This is a genomic window from Psychrobacter cibarius (assembly GCA_030686115.1).
GTDB lineage: Bacteria > Pseudomonadota > Gammaproteobacteria > Pseudomonadales > Moraxellaceae > Psychrobacter > Psychrobacter cibarius_C.
Genome location: CP131612.1, coordinates 854,603 through 868,836, shown reverse-complemented (window position 1 = coordinate 868,836; position 14,234 = coordinate 854,603). Strand labels below are relative to the sequence as shown.

The window sequence follows — 14,234 nt, the reverse complement described above, 5'->3', positions numbered from 1 at the left end:
TCTATTAACCCATTTCATCTGTCAGTGTGGTATCTACTTTCTCTACCTCGCCATCTTTATCAGATCCTTCTCGGTAACCTTCGACAAAAAACTTAAACTGTGTTTTCAGCCAGACCACATCCTGCTGCTTTGCTTTTTCTGCAAATTCAAATAAAATATTTTCGATATCTTGCAAAGGAAAGCTGTGCTCCATTGCTTGCATAATCAATGGATGAAAAGTAGGTTCGATATTGTCTTCACCAATGATTAACTCCTCGTAGAGCTTTTCACCCGGTCTCAAGCCAGTAAATACGATTTCGATATCGCCATTGGGATTGCTATCATCTTTTAGCTCACAACCTGTCAAACGAATCATACGTTTTGCCAGATCAACAATTTTGACGGGTGCACCCATATCAAGCACAAACACCTCACCACCGAATGCCATCGCACCTGCCTGAATAACCAAACTGGCCGCTTCTGGAATCGTCATAAAATAGCGCGTGATGTCTGGATGAGTGATGGTGATCGGACCGCCTTGCTCAATCTGTTTGGTAAATAACGGCACCACAGAGCCTGATGACCCTAAAACATTGCCAAAACGCACCATGCTAAAACAAGTCTGACTGTTACTTTGGCTCAATCCTTGGCAGACCAACTCAGCCAAGCGTTTGGACGCTCCCATGACATTGGTAGGTCGCACGGCTTTGTCAGTAGAAATCAGCACAAAAGTCTCAACGCGGGCCTGTATCGCAGCACGGGCACAATGGTAGGTGCCTTTGGTATTATTGATGGTGCCCTCAAAGGGATTGGACTCAACAATAGGCACATGCTTATAGGCTGCAGCGTGATAAATCGTTTTTATATGGTTTTTTTCGAATATATTGATTAATTTTTTTTCGTTACTGACACTGCCGATAATGCTAATAATCTCAATATTTTGATAATCAGCATCCGCTTTTTTGAGGTTACTAAGTTCTTGATCTATGGTGTATAAAGCATACTCAGACTGTTCATATAGCACTAAGCATTTAGGCTTATTTTTGATGATTTGCCGACACAGCTCACTACCGATTGAACCACCTGCCCCTGTAACGAGAACGTTTTTACCCGTGATGTTTTTTTGTAGCAACTCCGCAACAGGTTCGACTGTTTCTCGTTCGAGCACATCTAATATGTCAACGGGTCGTATATGACTGACAGTTACTATCTCATCAGCAAGCTCACGTAAGCTTGGCAAGTCTTTTATCTTAACGGAGATACCAGACAGACTGTCCATAATCTGTTTTTTACGACCACGGCTCATAGAGGGCATGGCCAAAATCACCTGCGCCACATTGAGTTTTTCTATCAACCACGGAAGCGCGTGAGCTGCATATATTTGTTTGCCATGCAAATAAGCCCCAGTAAGCTGCAGATCATCATCGATATATGCCACCACATTATACTGATAAGAATGCCTCAAACTTTCTAGCAACTCTCTACCAGCTTCTCCTGCACCATAGATAATCACGTTCTCACAACAGGCATCTGGACGACGGCTTTGACCTGCACCCTGTAGACGTTTCAGTAACGCGCGTATCATGAGCCTACTATTCCACAGCCAAATAAAAAATAGAAATAAAAATATAACGGGGGCTGAGCGCGGTATCGTCGCTGATGGACTCAAATAAATGATGACTTGATAAACAATAATAAGTAAAAAAAACAGTTGCAGCACACGACCCATCACTGCATCAAAAAACCCTCGAGAGGCGCTTCGATAAAAACCAATAAGATATAAGCTAGCAACCGGCACGAATGCATAAAAAGCCAACGCTGCAAGACTGATATGAGAGGCCACATACCCTTGTCGTAGCATCAATGCCAATAATAGGCAAAAGATCGACATAGCAAAATCTATACTAAATAAGAGGGTGCTTTTAGTCAGGCGTGGTAATGACAATAAATACAGAGCCACACGCTTCGACCATTGATTAAAACCACTGGACGATTGATAAGCATTGTTTGACTCTGTTTTTATCAACATAATATCCACCCAATTAAGTTGGTTTGCTTATAAGCGACTACCACGCAAACTAGTGGTTATCTCCATAGGCATAATGATAATGATAGCTATATTTATCCATAAGACCCTGCTGTACATCATTGAGAATAATGCCATCTACTTGTACATTGGCTTTATTCATTTGCTTGATCGCATAAACCAGTTGCCCTTCTATTGAATGATTAAACTTCGTAACGATGAGTACTTTGTCTGCATGTTGCGCAAGTACCATAGCATCTGACGCCGCCAATATCGGGGGTGAGTCGATGACAATATAATCGTATTGAGTCTTTAATTCTGCCATCAAATGATTGAATTTTTCGCCCATCAATAATGAGGTGGGATTATGCGGCTGCCGTCCGCGCGGTATGAAATCAATCAACTCCATACCAGTGGAATGAATAAAGCTTTCGACCCCTAAGCTAGGAACCTCACTGTCTGATCGAGTACCATCAATCGGAGAAAAATGCTTTTTATCCTGCAACAAATAATCGGCAAGACCATCATGTTGGCTCATATTAAACATTTTATGCAGCTCACCTAAGCGCATGTCACCATCGATGACCAAGACTTTTTTGTTGAGCTGGGCAAATACCTCTGATAAATTGGCAGCGATAAACGACTTGCCCACACCAGGGCTCTCCCCAGTAATCAATATGACTTGCGCGGGCTGCCCGACCGCTGTCCCCATTGGCATACCAAACATCAAATTGGTTCTTAAGCTTTTGATCGCCTCATAACTCAAACTACTGTGATCAACATGAGCGAGCATGCGAGGGGTGGTATTCTTCTTTTTACTCAACCTCGACAGTAAGGGTGAGCGTGGAATCGTTGCAATGACAGGGATGCCCGTTGTGACCTCTAAATGCTCTGGATCTTTGACGACATTTCTAATAAGGTTCTTCAAGAGCACCAGCATCACCCCAAACATCATGCCTATCAATGTGGTCAGCATCAGGATTTGTAGTTTATTTGGTGCAATGGCATTAAAGGTACTGGTCGGTGAATCGATAATACGGGCATAGCCGATTTGACCAGCCTTGACGATTTTAAGTTGCTCATAATTTTTGAGCAGCGTCAGATAGATTTCTCGATTGATTGCAGTATCTTCTGATAGCTTTAGAAACTCTCGCTGTATTTCAGGTAGACCTGCAATGGTATTATCTATCTCTCTTGTTCTATTATTAAGCACTTTGAGCTGTTCATTAATTTGAATGACCAGTGGATGTTCTTCGGTGTAATAAGTAGTTAGGTCTGCTTTTTTGAGTTTCAGCTCATTGAGCTGCTCATCGATGCGAGACTTCTCATTCAATAACAACTCGGCTTCTTTACCCACATCAATCGTGCCATATTTTTTACGAAAGTCATTAAACAGTGCTTCAGAAGTCTCTAATTTTTCTTTTAATAGAGGGATCTGCGTTTCCATAAAGGCAAGTGTTTTGGTCGTTTCTTCAGAACCGCGAGATTGGTTTTGATCGACGTAAGATCGGACGATCTGATTGAGTATAGTAGTGATTTGCTCTTGGTTGGGACCCGTCATCGACAGCTGAATAATCCCCGTTTTTTGACCTTTTTCTTCAACGGATAAGGCGCCGTTGATAGCGTCAGTCGCAGCCTTTATCGTCTGCTTACTAATATTAATTGGGTAACCATCAGCAGGTAACTCTGTGACAGTAATATTAATCTGACCGTCCAACCCTTTGAACTGATGCGCCTGACCAAGCTGACCTTTGAATTCATCAAACCCATTGCTCAAAACAAACCCTGTAGCAGATTTTGTTAGTGTAAAAGGTTGGTTTAAGTACGCTGGTGATACATCAAATTGGCGGATTTTGACTATGCCATTTTCGGTATCAAGAGACACATCATCCGGTGTGTTTAATTGCGTGTAAGTACGATTGCTTTTTATTCTATCAAGATGACCAATATTGGGATCTGTTAGTTTAATGCGCAGGTGCAATAGCTCAACCACTGGCTCCAATATCATACGTGATCGTATCAGCTCTGCTTCTGTCTCCGCTTTGCTGACTTCTGCACCCACCAGCTCTGAGATACTCTCACCAAGCGCCTCTATTCCTTGAGTATTTTCTTCAATCTGTATCAGCGCATCTGATTTATAGATGGGATTCACATAGCGGGTATACAAAAGCCCTAGTAAAAGCCCCAATATCGCCATGAGAGCAATGATTTTCCAACCGCGTAACAATACTAAAACCAGCGCCATTAAATCGATGTCGTCATTGTTTTTTTCGCCCGTAGACGTTGATAGGTCTTTTGAATCCATATTATTCATAACCATATACTCATCGCTCAATGTTGATCGTTTAATAGCATTCGCTGAACTTCAACGCTCTAATCGATGTCGCGTCGCTAATCTTGTCAGTCCATTGTTCAAGACTATCGATAATATCTTGTCTACTCTTCTCAAATGCTGAGTCATCCTGCTGATAAGGGTCAGCAATATCTTTATCAAGCCAATGCCCTATTCGAAAGGTTTTTCCGCGACAGTGCGGCCACTGATTTTCAATCCATTTGGTTTGGCTGGTTGTCATCGTCAAAATTAAATCTGACTGACTGACTAACACTTCATCAATTTGCTTAGCGATATGAGCACTGATGTCTATATTATGAGTGGCCATCAATGCAACCGCTTTGGCATCAGCTGCGTGACCTACGAGCGCTGACAAACCAGCAGAGTCGATGTGCTTTTCTGGATAATATGCCGTTAATATGGCAGCGGCCATCGGGCTGCGGCATATATTGCCAACACAAACAACCAAGATCTGATCAAACGCTCCCATGACTGACTCCTATATCCCTGAAATCACATTGATTGCTGATGTTGAAGGCAGTATGGCGCTAATAATACGATTCCAGCGCGCCAAGCCAGTTGGATCAACATAAAGAATGTCATTGGCTTGCATGTCAAAACGACTGGCCAAGGCAAAACTTGTGATGCTCTGCATGTCGACATAATAAATATTGGTGTATTGATACTTTGGATTATCCCGAACGATATATACTTTGGCGGCGTTGGCCGTATTAGAATTCAATCCATTTGACTCACCTAATACATGCGCTAGGCTCAGCCCTTGCTCAGGAATAGCAACGGGCTCAATTTTGCCAAATTCTCCCAATACATAGACCTTATTGCGGCTTTGGCTATTGACATGAATAGCATCGCCGTCTTGTAAGTATATTTGATTGGCAGACAGCCCCATTTGATTCAATGATTGGATACCAAGCTTGTAACTTTTGCCTTGACGGTTTAATACGATATGGTTTGAATCACCCGTATCAGTCGTACCACCCGCCATAGAAATAGCGCCATATACTGAGATGGGCACATCTGCGATAGCAAACTCACCAGACTGCTTGACCTCACCATCCACGAAAAACTTACTACCACGGTAATTGATGATTTTGACCTGAGGATCTGAGTATTTGAGATAGCGTTGGAGCTTACTTTGCAAAGTGGCGGTGAACTGCGGCACACTGAGACCGCTGGCTTTGACTCTCCCTATTAAGGGGAATTGTATAAACCCTTGCTGGTCAACGGTCAGACTAGACGTTGAGGCATTAATATCTGGATAATTGGTCAGGATAATATTGAGAACATCCCCTTTAGCAATGCCATAGCTGACACGCCCAGATGTTTTTACTAAATGATATAAATCTCGATCAAGGATGACGGCTTCTTTAGCTGGTAGATTAGCCAAACTCAAAGGTTGAATATAGAATTGTAGACCGTTTTCTGCAGTGAATGTCCCTGACTCGGGTAATTTTCCAGACTGAAGTCCTGAATTTATTGTGCAACTGCTGAGCAATACTGTCAGCAATAAGCAAGACGCACTTGCTATTAAGGAGCGCTTTTGTACAGAAATGAAATATTTATAAACCATAACAGTTACTCATATTTATATTCGTGAATCAAAAATAAGTGCCTTGCTGCTATCAATATATTCATAAAAAAGGATGTATTTATTGAATATACACCTAAACTATACATAACGCAATATTTATAAACATTGATGTAAGAACATTTTTTTAGTTAATTTATTTTAGGTAAACCCTTTTCAAAAAAGGTGTATAGCGCATATCGATAAAAACAAAAAGACAGAAAAATCTAAATCGGCAGACATATTCAACGGAGTTAGCAGTATTTTTTAGGGTTCATGCTGTCAAAAATATAAATTTGGTATTGGTTATACTGCTTAATTGATCTTAATAATATTCGAAGAAATCACTGTTTTATTAAAAAATAAATATAAGCATTTGTGTGCAAATACCTTACTTTTATAACACCCTAATCAACTTTTATTTTAGAAATCTCTTTTAATTTAGCAAACTTTCTTTTATTAATATAAAACGATAAATTGATACCGTTTGTAGATACTGGTTTGCGTGCTAAAGTCATCAAAATAGCGTAGAATAGTCAATCCAATTTTTTACATTGAGAAATGTAAACCCACCGACTCAAGGACATGATTATGAAAGATGAAAAATTACAGAAAGCCCTCGCCCGTATGGGTCTTGGCTCACGCCGTCAAATGGAAGAAGTCATAAAATCAGGGCGTGTTACTGTTAATAACGGACCTGCGACCATTGGTGATCGCGTCGAGCAAGGCGATGAGATTCGTGTTGACGGTCGTCAGATTAAATACACCTCTGAAAACGAAAAGCGTCGCCGTGTTATCGCTTACTACAAACCTGAAGGCGAAGTCTGCTCTGCTAAAGATCCAGAAGGCCGTCCAACCGTTTTTGAGCGTTTACCAAAACTGACTCATGATCGCTGGGTGATGGTTGGTCGCTTGGACATCAATTCAACTGGGCTATTATTGTTTACCAATGATGGTGAGATGGCGCATCGCTTGATGCATCCGTCTGGCGAAGTCACTCGCGAGTACGCAGTACGTGTATTGGGTGAAGTGACTCCTGAAATTGCACGTGCATTAACGGCTGGCGTTATGCTAGAAGATGGCATTGCAAAGTTTGAAGATATCAAAGAAGGCGGTGGTGAAGGCGTCAACAAGTGGTATCACGTCCAACTAAAAGAAGGTCGTAATCGCGAAGTACGTCGTTTGTTTGAATCACAAGGCCTGAAAGTAAGCCGTCTACTACGCACGCGTTACGGTACGATTGCTCTACCAAAAGAGCTACGTACTGGTCGTTTCTTAGAACTCGACAGAAAAGATATCAATACGTTGACCGATCTAGTGAGCTTACGTCCTCGTTATGGTACGGGTCTGCATGGCGCAGCGAAAGAGAAGCAAGAGCGTATCAGAAGCAAGCCGCTTAAAGCGCGTCGCGCTACTGACAGTCGTAGCGACACTCGCAATAGCAGCGCGAAGCCTAAAAGCAGTGCTAGCCCTGCCAGCCGTGGTACGCGCAATACTCGTGACCGCAACGACAAACGCTAATTGTATCAATCTATCCTGATTTTAAATCTTTAATTGATTTAAAGTAGACCACAAAAAAGCAGCCAATGATTATTCATCATTGGCTGCTTTTTTATATAAGTTTTACAAAGAGTCGTTGTCAACCTGACGACTTATATTTAGCTATCGTGGCTATTAATATAATTCCTCATGACTCGTAGCTCTTGCAACTGCTGACTTTCCATTTGTTCTAATAATCTATCTAGACGCTGCTCAATATTATTAAATACCTGCTGTAATAACTGATTGGCTTCTGCCTTTTTTTCATTATCTGCATTGTCCGCGCTTATATTAACATTCGCTAGATAATGATGACTGGCAAGCATTTCAGGCAGCCTAGTGTGTAACATCTTATTCAATAAAAACTGTTGCTCGGTTACGGCAGGCGTTTTATGCTGAGCTTGTAGTGACTTTGGATACGCTTGATAGCGGGTTACTTTTTCATCGATACGTTTTAATTGGCGCAGCTGTGGCTCTGACAAATTTTTCAGGTGTTTTTTATGTAAATTTAGTTGCTGCCAACTAAGTTTGGACAATGACAACGGTGCATCATAATCCTGATAAGTGAGTACACCTGGCGAAATACCGACCGCTTTGTGTAGCGCATGCCAGCCTTTTTTACCCAAATAAAAGGTGGTGACGGTCGTTACAATGCCAATGCCTATTAAGATGCTCATATACCCTTACTCTTCATCGTTTAATCACACCACTTTGCCTTTACAGTTTAATATTCTCAGCACTCACATTCTTACCAGTTGCGCCAGTTGGATTTTCAATCGCTTTAATTTCTATATTAGCACTATTGACACTACTAACATTGCTATCGAGCTTTTGCATATCTGTCGTAGCAGCAGGATTATTAAAGCGTTTTTGTAGATAGCGGTTGGTCGCCAGCAGCTTTTGACCATCTTGATGATAAGAGGCATTCAGTAAATCATCAAACTGAGTATTAATGGTACGTAATACATCTAATAGCGCTTCTTTTCCAGTCACATTAGAGTGCTTGATTTTGGTCGTGTCAGCGCGTGCGCCATCCCCCACATCTAAGTCGTGCAAGCGGCGATAGTCAGTTACAGCAAGTGGCACATGTCTGTCCATTAAATTTTGAATCATAATGTAGGTTTCATTGACCGTGTCTTTATCGTCTATCTTGCCATCATTATTGGTATCGCCATAAATGACCCGCAGCTTTTCCCCTTTTTCATTGATTTGGTCGAGTGCTGTTTTGACTTCAACAGGCAAGCTTTTTTCTGGGATATAACCCAATTGCGGCATCGCTTTGTACTCAAGCATTTTAGGCGCAGTCATTTTTTTGACACCACGATACCCCAAATATAACCCAGCTACTGGTAACACTCCATATAAAATGAACATGACAAACATCGCAGTAACTTGAGTCATTAGAGTATCCTAATTATTGAATAAAATGGCTTGGTAAATTTCTTCTTATTTTAAATAGCTTATTATTCTAAATAAGATAGATGGTTATTATTAAACAAAAAAATAAGGCTCTATTAAAGCCCTATATTGTTATGCATTGCGTCGCTTGTGTGAAAACCATGTTAGGACGTGTCCCTAATTCAATCACAGCTCTGGATTATGTTAATTTTATAATGCCAATTAACAGCCATTATCTATTAGCCATTAACTTTTTGTCCGGCTTTTGACATAACGGTGCGTTGAAGCCAAACGATTCATCACCGTTTGATGCAGCTCATCTAACAATTCATCAAGCTCATAATCAATCTCTAAAAACAAATCCGTCAGCATGTCACCTGCTGTCATCTTGCCTTGCACCATATTGTTTTTGGTGCGGTGCGGGCTAAAACGCTGTAATTGCTCATAATGATGGAGGGCTTCTGGAATGCTCTCTGACACCAGCTTATCGATGACAAATTGGCGTTCATTATGTTGCTGTTGTTGCTGTTCGTTGAGCTCACTGCTCCACTCACGATAGCGTTTTAACTTACCATTGATACGGTCTAGTATCGCAACCGCCTCGATGGGCATAGCGTTTAGGGTGGCTTCATCGACCACATCAACAAGCTCAGTCATAATCGGGCAGCGTCCATGTTTGAGATACCATAAAGTATCGGGATCAAAAGGCGGTCTATTGGTCGGGCGCATCTGAGCGCGATTGGACAGGTAGCGATCAGTCAATGGTGTCGGCGTTCTGATATCACTCACTTGCGCCAAAGCATCACAAATACGTTCGGTGCGTTCAGGCGGCGTCAGTACGGAACGCTGACTGACAGCTTGATCATTTTTATCATTGTTTTTACTATTGTTATCAGTCACCTCTATATCTTGACTGATAGCCATCTCCTGAGCATTTTTGGCTGCTAGCGTTGGCAGGTCATCTTGAGCTTGCCCAAATGACTTTAGCATTCTTGTCAGACTTACCACCATGACCTACCTTGCCCCTCGTCCCGTGCACGCTTATTGCGCTCGTATTGCATAGATTTATCCAATAGCGTATCTTAACAGCTTTTTACCGCGCTGCCAGTAAGCAAACTGTCAACACCTCTCATCCGCCCCATGCTAAGCACACTATTATGAATGCGACCGACTACACCTCTGGATTCTTACTTGGGCTATCGCTCATCATCGCGATTGGCTCACAAAACGCCTTTGTACTCAAACAAGGGCTCAAACGTGAGCACATATTTTTTGTCTGCTTATTTTGCGCGGTCAGTGATGCGCTGTTAATCTCTGCTGGCGTTGGCGGTTTTGGCGCGGTGACGGCGCAATATCCGCAAGTGGTCAATATCGCAAAATTCGCTGGTGTTGTATTTTTGCTATGCTATGGATTACAGAGCTTATATGCCAGTGTGCGCGTCACACATGCACTCACCGTCGAGGGACAAGTCGTCACCAGCTTAAAAAAAGCCCTGTTATTATGTTTTGGCTTTACTTGGCTCAACCCACACGTCTACTTAGATACATTGGTACTCGTTGGCATGGTTTCAACGGGTGCTAGTAGTAAGCTGGCATTTGCAGTTGGCGCAGTCAGCGCCTCATTCTTTTTCTTTTTTGCGTTGGGTTATGGGGCGCGATTACTCAAACCATTATTTGCCAAACCAAAAGCGTGGAATATACTCGATGCTTTGGTAGGGATACTCATGTTGTATTTGGCGTGGCATCTGTACCAAAGTTAAAAACAACGATAAAGGCAAAAATAGGTGATAGGCTAAACCATTAACACAGCTTCTACATATAAGTATAAAAAAGCCAAACACCTTATATAAATGCGTTTGGCTTTTTGGAATCTGACACTTTTACTATTTACGATACTTTTTTACGCTTTTTAGGCTTAACGAAGGTTAAGTTCAAAAAATGCTCAAGCGAGTCATCAAGGACGTCCAACCAAGGCTCTGGCAACTCAGGCGATAGCGTGCCTGTTAACGTAGAGCGATACGCCTTTTCTCTAAAGGTCATGATATTATCGGCTTTGTCTTTTTGCCACTCTTTTAAGATTTCACCCTGTTTTTCAACAGCAAATTCTGGATAATCGGTCGCGTTGGTTAAATCACGAATATAAGCGGCTTGAAAGTCGATTGAATCACTGACCGTCACGCACTTCGCGTAAGTTGCCAACCACTTTTTCTCATCTGCTTCACGGTGTACCAATTCAGGTAACTCGATATCGCCCATCATCACATCACGTGCATACCATGCTTGAGCGTCAAACATATTAAAGGTGAAATACTGATCCTGCATACCTAAATAAATGAGCTTTGGGTTTGGCTGCCAGAAAATCCCTTTGTACAAGTTGGCTGGATATAAGCAGTTATGCGTTTGCAGACGTAACTCATCGGGCATAAAGGGGAAATGAAACAGATAACCGGTACACATAATAATGGCATCAAATTTTTGGCTGCTACCATCGGCAAAATGCGCCACATCTTCTTCAAAATGGGTGACCAAAGGCACTTCTTTGATGCCCTCTGGCCAATCATAGCCGAGTGCTTGCGTACGATAGCTGATAGTGACTGATTTGGTGCCATACTTATAGCACTGCGTGCCAATGTCTTCGGCTGAATAACTACTGCCGATGAGCAAAATATCTTCGTCTTTGAACTCTAAGGCGTCACGAAAATCATGCGCGTGCAGAATGCGACCGGGAAAAGCTTCTAACCCTTCAAAGTAAGGCATGTTGGGCGTGGAGAAATGACCCGTCGCCACGACCACATAATCAAATTCTTCCACTTCTTGCTCATTGGTTTTATGATTCATCACCGTCACGGTGAATTTTTGCGTCTCATCATCGAATGATACCCAACGTACTGGGCATTCAAAGCGAATGTATTTTTGGATATCTTGTTTATCAATACGCCCCATAATGTAGTCTTTTAGGACTTCACGCGGTGGGTATGAGGGAATCGCTTCACCAAAATGCTCGTCAAACGAATAATCAGCAAACTCTAAGCACTCTTTGGGACCATTGGACCATAAATAACGGTACATACTACCGTGAACAGGCTCACCATTTCTGTCTAATCCTGTGCGCCAGCTATAGTTCCACATGCCACCAATAGCGTTTTGCTTTTCATAACAAACTATCTCAGGTAAGTTTTTTGCGCCAGCCAAACGAGCTGCTTCAAAAGCGCGTAATTGTGCTAAACCACTTGGACCTGCACCTAAAATAGCAATTCTTTTATTACTCAAGACTAACTCCTATGATAATAGTTGTCTCTCCACTGTAACATATTTTTATGAATGGTGTTTTTTCGAATACTTTTGGTGATTAATTGGCCATAGCTTAAGACATGACTATTCTCCAAAAATGGCTTCTAACCGAATCTTTGGTTTTTAAATTTGATATGAGTTAACACGTGCTTTTCATTAGGGCGTATTAAATATGCATAAATCGGCACTGTCAGTGCTAGGGTTGAATACTGAACACGCCCATTAAGGAATAAATCAAAAAATTGACGGACAAACATAACGTAGCAGCGTCATTACACTAAATCAGGAAATAAAGTGCGTAAGCCATTAACGATAATTTCGATAGAAACTGCCGCCAATAACATCCCCATAATTCGGCTCATGATGTTCAATCCAGTATCACCCAGCAAGCGACTGATACGACCTGCCGCCATCAGTGCTAGATAACAAAACAGACTGATAAATAAACCAGCAATCAATATGGCAGATACTTGCAAAATACCAGAGACTTGTGAAGAATAAATAATCACCGTCGAGATACCACCTGGTCCAATCATCATTGGAATAGCGATAGGCACAACTGCTGCAGCCATGGTGGGCGGCGCGTCTTGTACATGGTCAACATCGAAGTTTTCTTGATCGGGCTTCACGGGATTACCGTCGCCATTCATCATATTAAGAGCAATCAAAAACACCAAGATACCACCTGCCAGCTGAAACGAGCCGATAGAAATACCAAGTGCCTTTAGTAATGTCTCGCCTGCTACCGTAAAGAAACTAATAGTGATAAAAATCGTCAAACAAGCAACACGCGCCACTTTGCGTCGATTATTCATCGAATAACCACGGGTCAAATCCAAAAATAACGTCAAAGCGCTAAAGGGATTAATCAGTACCATAAAGGCTAAGATTATCTTGATGATTTCAGTATTCACTGAGCGCTCGCTTGTCTATTAGTCAAATCGGGCAAAAAGATAAGGTCATCGTGCGAGTGCAACGATGACCCAATAGATGGTTAACAATAACATTGTAGCTTATATTGTATCATAGGCAGATAAGCTAATTAAATCATTAACTTTGCTTACCTTTCTAGCAGCAGACTATCAACGAAAATAGAGGCTCAACATTGACCTATCAGCCACCATTTGGCGGGTAAAAAACCTCATAAAGCTTAATCGCTAAAACAGGCAGGTGAAGACAGCCATGTTGAAAATCATGCGCTAAAATCAAGACCGATATCTAATGCCGTGGTACTGTGCGTCAAATAACCCATGGCAATAAAATCAACACCCGTTTTTGCTGCTGCTTGCACCGTTTCAGGAGTAATACCACCTGAAGCTTCTGTTCTAGCGCGGCCTTTACACATCGTTACTGCCTGCGCTAGTATTTCAGGGGACATATTATCTAATAGCACCAAGCTCACGCCAGCGTCTAGTGCCTGCGCTAATTGCGCTAAAGTATCGACTTCTACTTCGATGGGAATTAAATGCCCAGCAAAATCTTGGGCTTGTTTAATCGCAGTCTTTATATCACCAGCGATGGCAATATGATTGTCTTTGATTAAAATAGCATCATCCAGTCCCAAACGATGGTTGCGTCCGCCGCCGCAGCGTACCGCGTACTTTTGTACAATGCGCAAGCCTGGAATGGTCTTACGTGTACAAGTAATTTGCGCAGGATACTCTGCCACACTATCTACAATTTTTCTGGTATCTGTCGCAATACCACTCAAGTGGGTCATAAAATTGAGCGCGGTACGTTCTGCTGTCAGTAAATGGCGCGCATTACCACCCACACTAGCCAAGACTGTACCCGCGTCGACCCATTCACCATCAGCAACTTGAGCCACAAACTCAATCTGAGGATCAACCATCGCAAACGATAAACGTGCCAAATCCATACCACATATCACGCCTGCTTGCCGCGCTTTAATCTCTAGCTTTGCTTGCATATCGGCTGGAATGGTGGCTTGTGATGTGACATCTCCGCGTCTGCCCAAATCCTCAGTTAGCGCAGCTTCAACCAAAGGTCTAAGCAATACATCATCCAATGCTGGTTCTTTTTTAACTATCATCTTTAACCCTTAAATAAACGTGGCGTTC

General features: G+C 42.1%; 12 protein-coding genes. 2 read left to right on the top strand and 10 right to left on the bottom strand.

Translation table 11 applies throughout. The features are described from left to right. Nucleotides 1-4: 4 nt before the first annotated feature. From Q6344_03720 to Q6344_03705, 4 genes are read right to left on the bottom strand one after another with little or no spacing between them, the layout of a single operon-like run. Entirely contained in the window at nucleotides 5-2,008 is a 2,004-nt protein-coding gene (locus Q6344_03720; GenBank protein WLG14455.1) for a nucleoside-diphosphate sugar epimerase/dehydratase, read from the bottom strand. A 49-nt stretch (nucleotides 2,009-2,057) separates the two neighbouring features. Beyond that, nucleotides 2,058-4,319: a polysaccharide biosynthesis tyrosine autokinase gene (locus tag Q6344_03715; GenBank protein WLG14454.1), complete on the bottom strand. Its 2,262-nt coding sequence runs from the start codon at nucleotides 4,317-4,319 to the stop codon at nucleotides 2,058-2,060. A 31-nt stretch (nucleotides 4,320-4,350) separates the two neighbouring features. Continuing rightward, nucleotides 4,351-4,827, bottom strand: a complete 477-nt coding sequence (locus tag Q6344_03710; GenBank protein ID WLG14453.1) for a low molecular weight protein-tyrosine-phosphatase — start codon at nucleotides 4,825-4,827, stop codon at nucleotides 4,351-4,353. A 9-nt stretch (nucleotides 4,828-4,836) separates the two neighbouring features. Continuing rightward, complete coding sequence (locus Q6344_03705; protein ID WLG14452.1) at nucleotides 4,837-5,928, bottom strand: polysaccharide biosynthesis/export family protein; 1,092 nt, start codon at nucleotides 5,926-5,928, stop codon at nucleotides 4,837-4,839. 588 nt (nucleotides 5,929-6,516) lie between these two features. On the opposite strand from Q6344_03705, the gene rluB reads away from it, so the two are divergent. After that, nucleotides 6,517-7,446, top strand: a complete 930-nt coding sequence (gene rluB / locus Q6344_03700; GenBank protein WLG14451.1) for a 23S rRNA pseudouridine(2605) synthase RluB — start codon at nucleotides 6,517-6,519, stop codon at nucleotides 7,444-7,446. Nucleotides 7,447-7,583: 137 nt separating this feature from the next. On the opposite strand, the gene Q6344_03695 is transcribed toward rluB, so the two are convergent. From Q6344_03695 to Q6344_03685, 3 genes are all read right to left on the bottom strand, one after another. After that, nucleotides 7,584-8,141 (bottom strand): hypothetical protein, encoded by a 558-nt coding sequence (locus Q6344_03695; GenBank protein WLG14450.1) that lies wholly within the window; start codon nucleotides 8,139-8,141, stop codon nucleotides 7,584-7,586. A 40-nt stretch (nucleotides 8,142-8,181) separates the two neighbouring features. Continuing rightward, entirely contained in the window at nucleotides 8,182-8,865 is a 684-nt protein-coding gene (locus Q6344_03690; GenBank protein WLG14449.1) for a hypothetical protein, read from the bottom strand. A 243-nt stretch (nucleotides 8,866-9,108) separates the two neighbouring features. Continuing rightward, nucleotides 9,109-9,852 (bottom strand): hypothetical protein, encoded by a 744-nt coding sequence (locus tag Q6344_03685; GenBank protein WLG14448.1) that lies wholly within the window; start codon nucleotides 9,850-9,852, stop codon nucleotides 9,109-9,111. Nucleotides 9,853-10,019: 167 nt separating this feature from the next. Here Q6344_03685 and Q6344_03680 point away from each other — a divergent pair, with 167 nt between their 5' ends. Further along, nucleotides 10,020-10,622 (top strand): LysE/ArgO family amino acid transporter, encoded by a 603-nt coding sequence (locus tag Q6344_03680; GenBank protein WLG14447.1) that lies wholly within the window; start codon nucleotides 10,020-10,022, stop codon nucleotides 10,620-10,622. 127 nt (nucleotides 10,623-10,749) lie between these two features. Here Q6344_03680 and Q6344_03675 read toward each other — a convergent pair whose 3' ends face one another. The 3 genes from Q6344_03675 to nadC form a co-directional block, all read right to left on the bottom strand. Beyond that, nucleotides 10,750-12,132, bottom strand: coding sequence for an NAD(P)/FAD-dependent oxidoreductase (locus tag Q6344_03675; protein ID WLG14446.1), 1,383 nt, complete (start codon nucleotides 12,130-12,132; stop codon nucleotides 10,750-10,752). A 293-nt stretch (nucleotides 12,133-12,425) separates the two neighbouring features. Continuing rightward, nucleotides 12,426-13,031: a MarC family protein gene (locus tag Q6344_03670; protein ID WLG15139.1), complete on the bottom strand. Its 606-nt coding sequence runs from the start codon at nucleotides 13,029-13,031 to the stop codon at nucleotides 12,426-12,428. Nucleotides 13,032-13,345: 314 nt separating this feature from the next. Further along, nucleotides 13,346-14,206: a carboxylating nicotinate-nucleotide diphosphorylase gene (gene nadC / locus Q6344_03665; GenBank protein ID WLG14445.1), complete on the bottom strand. Its 861-nt coding sequence runs from the start codon at nucleotides 14,204-14,206 to the stop codon at nucleotides 13,346-13,348. Between the last annotated feature and the right edge of the window lie 28 nt (nucleotides 14,207-14,234).

What these genes read in the sequence shown, in the direction of transcription:
- rluB (WLG14451.1), top strand. Translation starts at nt 6,517, where the DNA reads ATGAAAGATGAAAAATTACAGAAAGCCCTCGCCCGTATGGGTCTTGGC.
- Q6344_03690 (WLG14449.1), bottom strand. Translation starts at nt 8,865, where the DNA reads ATGACTCAAGTTACTGCGATGTTTGTCATGTTCATTTTATATGGAGTG.
- Q6344_03720 (WLG14455.1), bottom strand. Translation starts at nt 2,008, where the DNA reads ATGTTGATAAAAACAGAGTCAAACAATGCTTATCAATCGTCCAGTGGT.
- Q6344_03695 (WLG14450.1), bottom strand. Translation starts at nt 8,141, where the DNA reads ATGAGCATCTTAATAGGCATTGGCATTGTAACGACCGTCACCACCTTT.
- Q6344_03705 (WLG14452.1), bottom strand. Translation starts at nt 5,928, where the DNA reads ATGGTTTATAAATATTTCATTTCTGTACAAAAGCGCTCCTTAATAGCA.
- Q6344_03715 (WLG14454.1), bottom strand. Translation starts at nt 4,319, where the DNA reads ATGAATAATATGGATTCAAAAGACCTATCAACGTCTACGGGCGAAAAA.
- Q6344_03685 (WLG14448.1), bottom strand. Translation starts at nt 9,852, where the DNA reads ATGCTAAAGTCATTTGGGCAAGCTCAAGATGACCTGCCAACGCTAGCA.
- Q6344_03710 (WLG14453.1), bottom strand. Translation starts at nt 4,827, where the DNA reads ATGGGAGCGTTTGATCAGATCTTGGTTGTTTGTGTTGGCAATATATGC.
- Q6344_03680 (WLG14447.1), top strand. Translation starts at nt 10,020, where the DNA reads ATGAATGCGACCGACTACACCTCTGGATTCTTACTTGGGCTATCGCTC.
- Q6344_03670 (WLG15139.1), bottom strand. Translation starts at nt 13,031, where the DNA reads ATGGTACTGATTAATCCCTTTAGCGCTTTGACGTTATTTTTGGATTTG.
- nadC (WLG14445.1), bottom strand. Translation starts at nt 14,206, where the DNA reads ATGATAGTTAAAAAAGAACCAGCATTGGATGATGTATTGCTTAGACCT.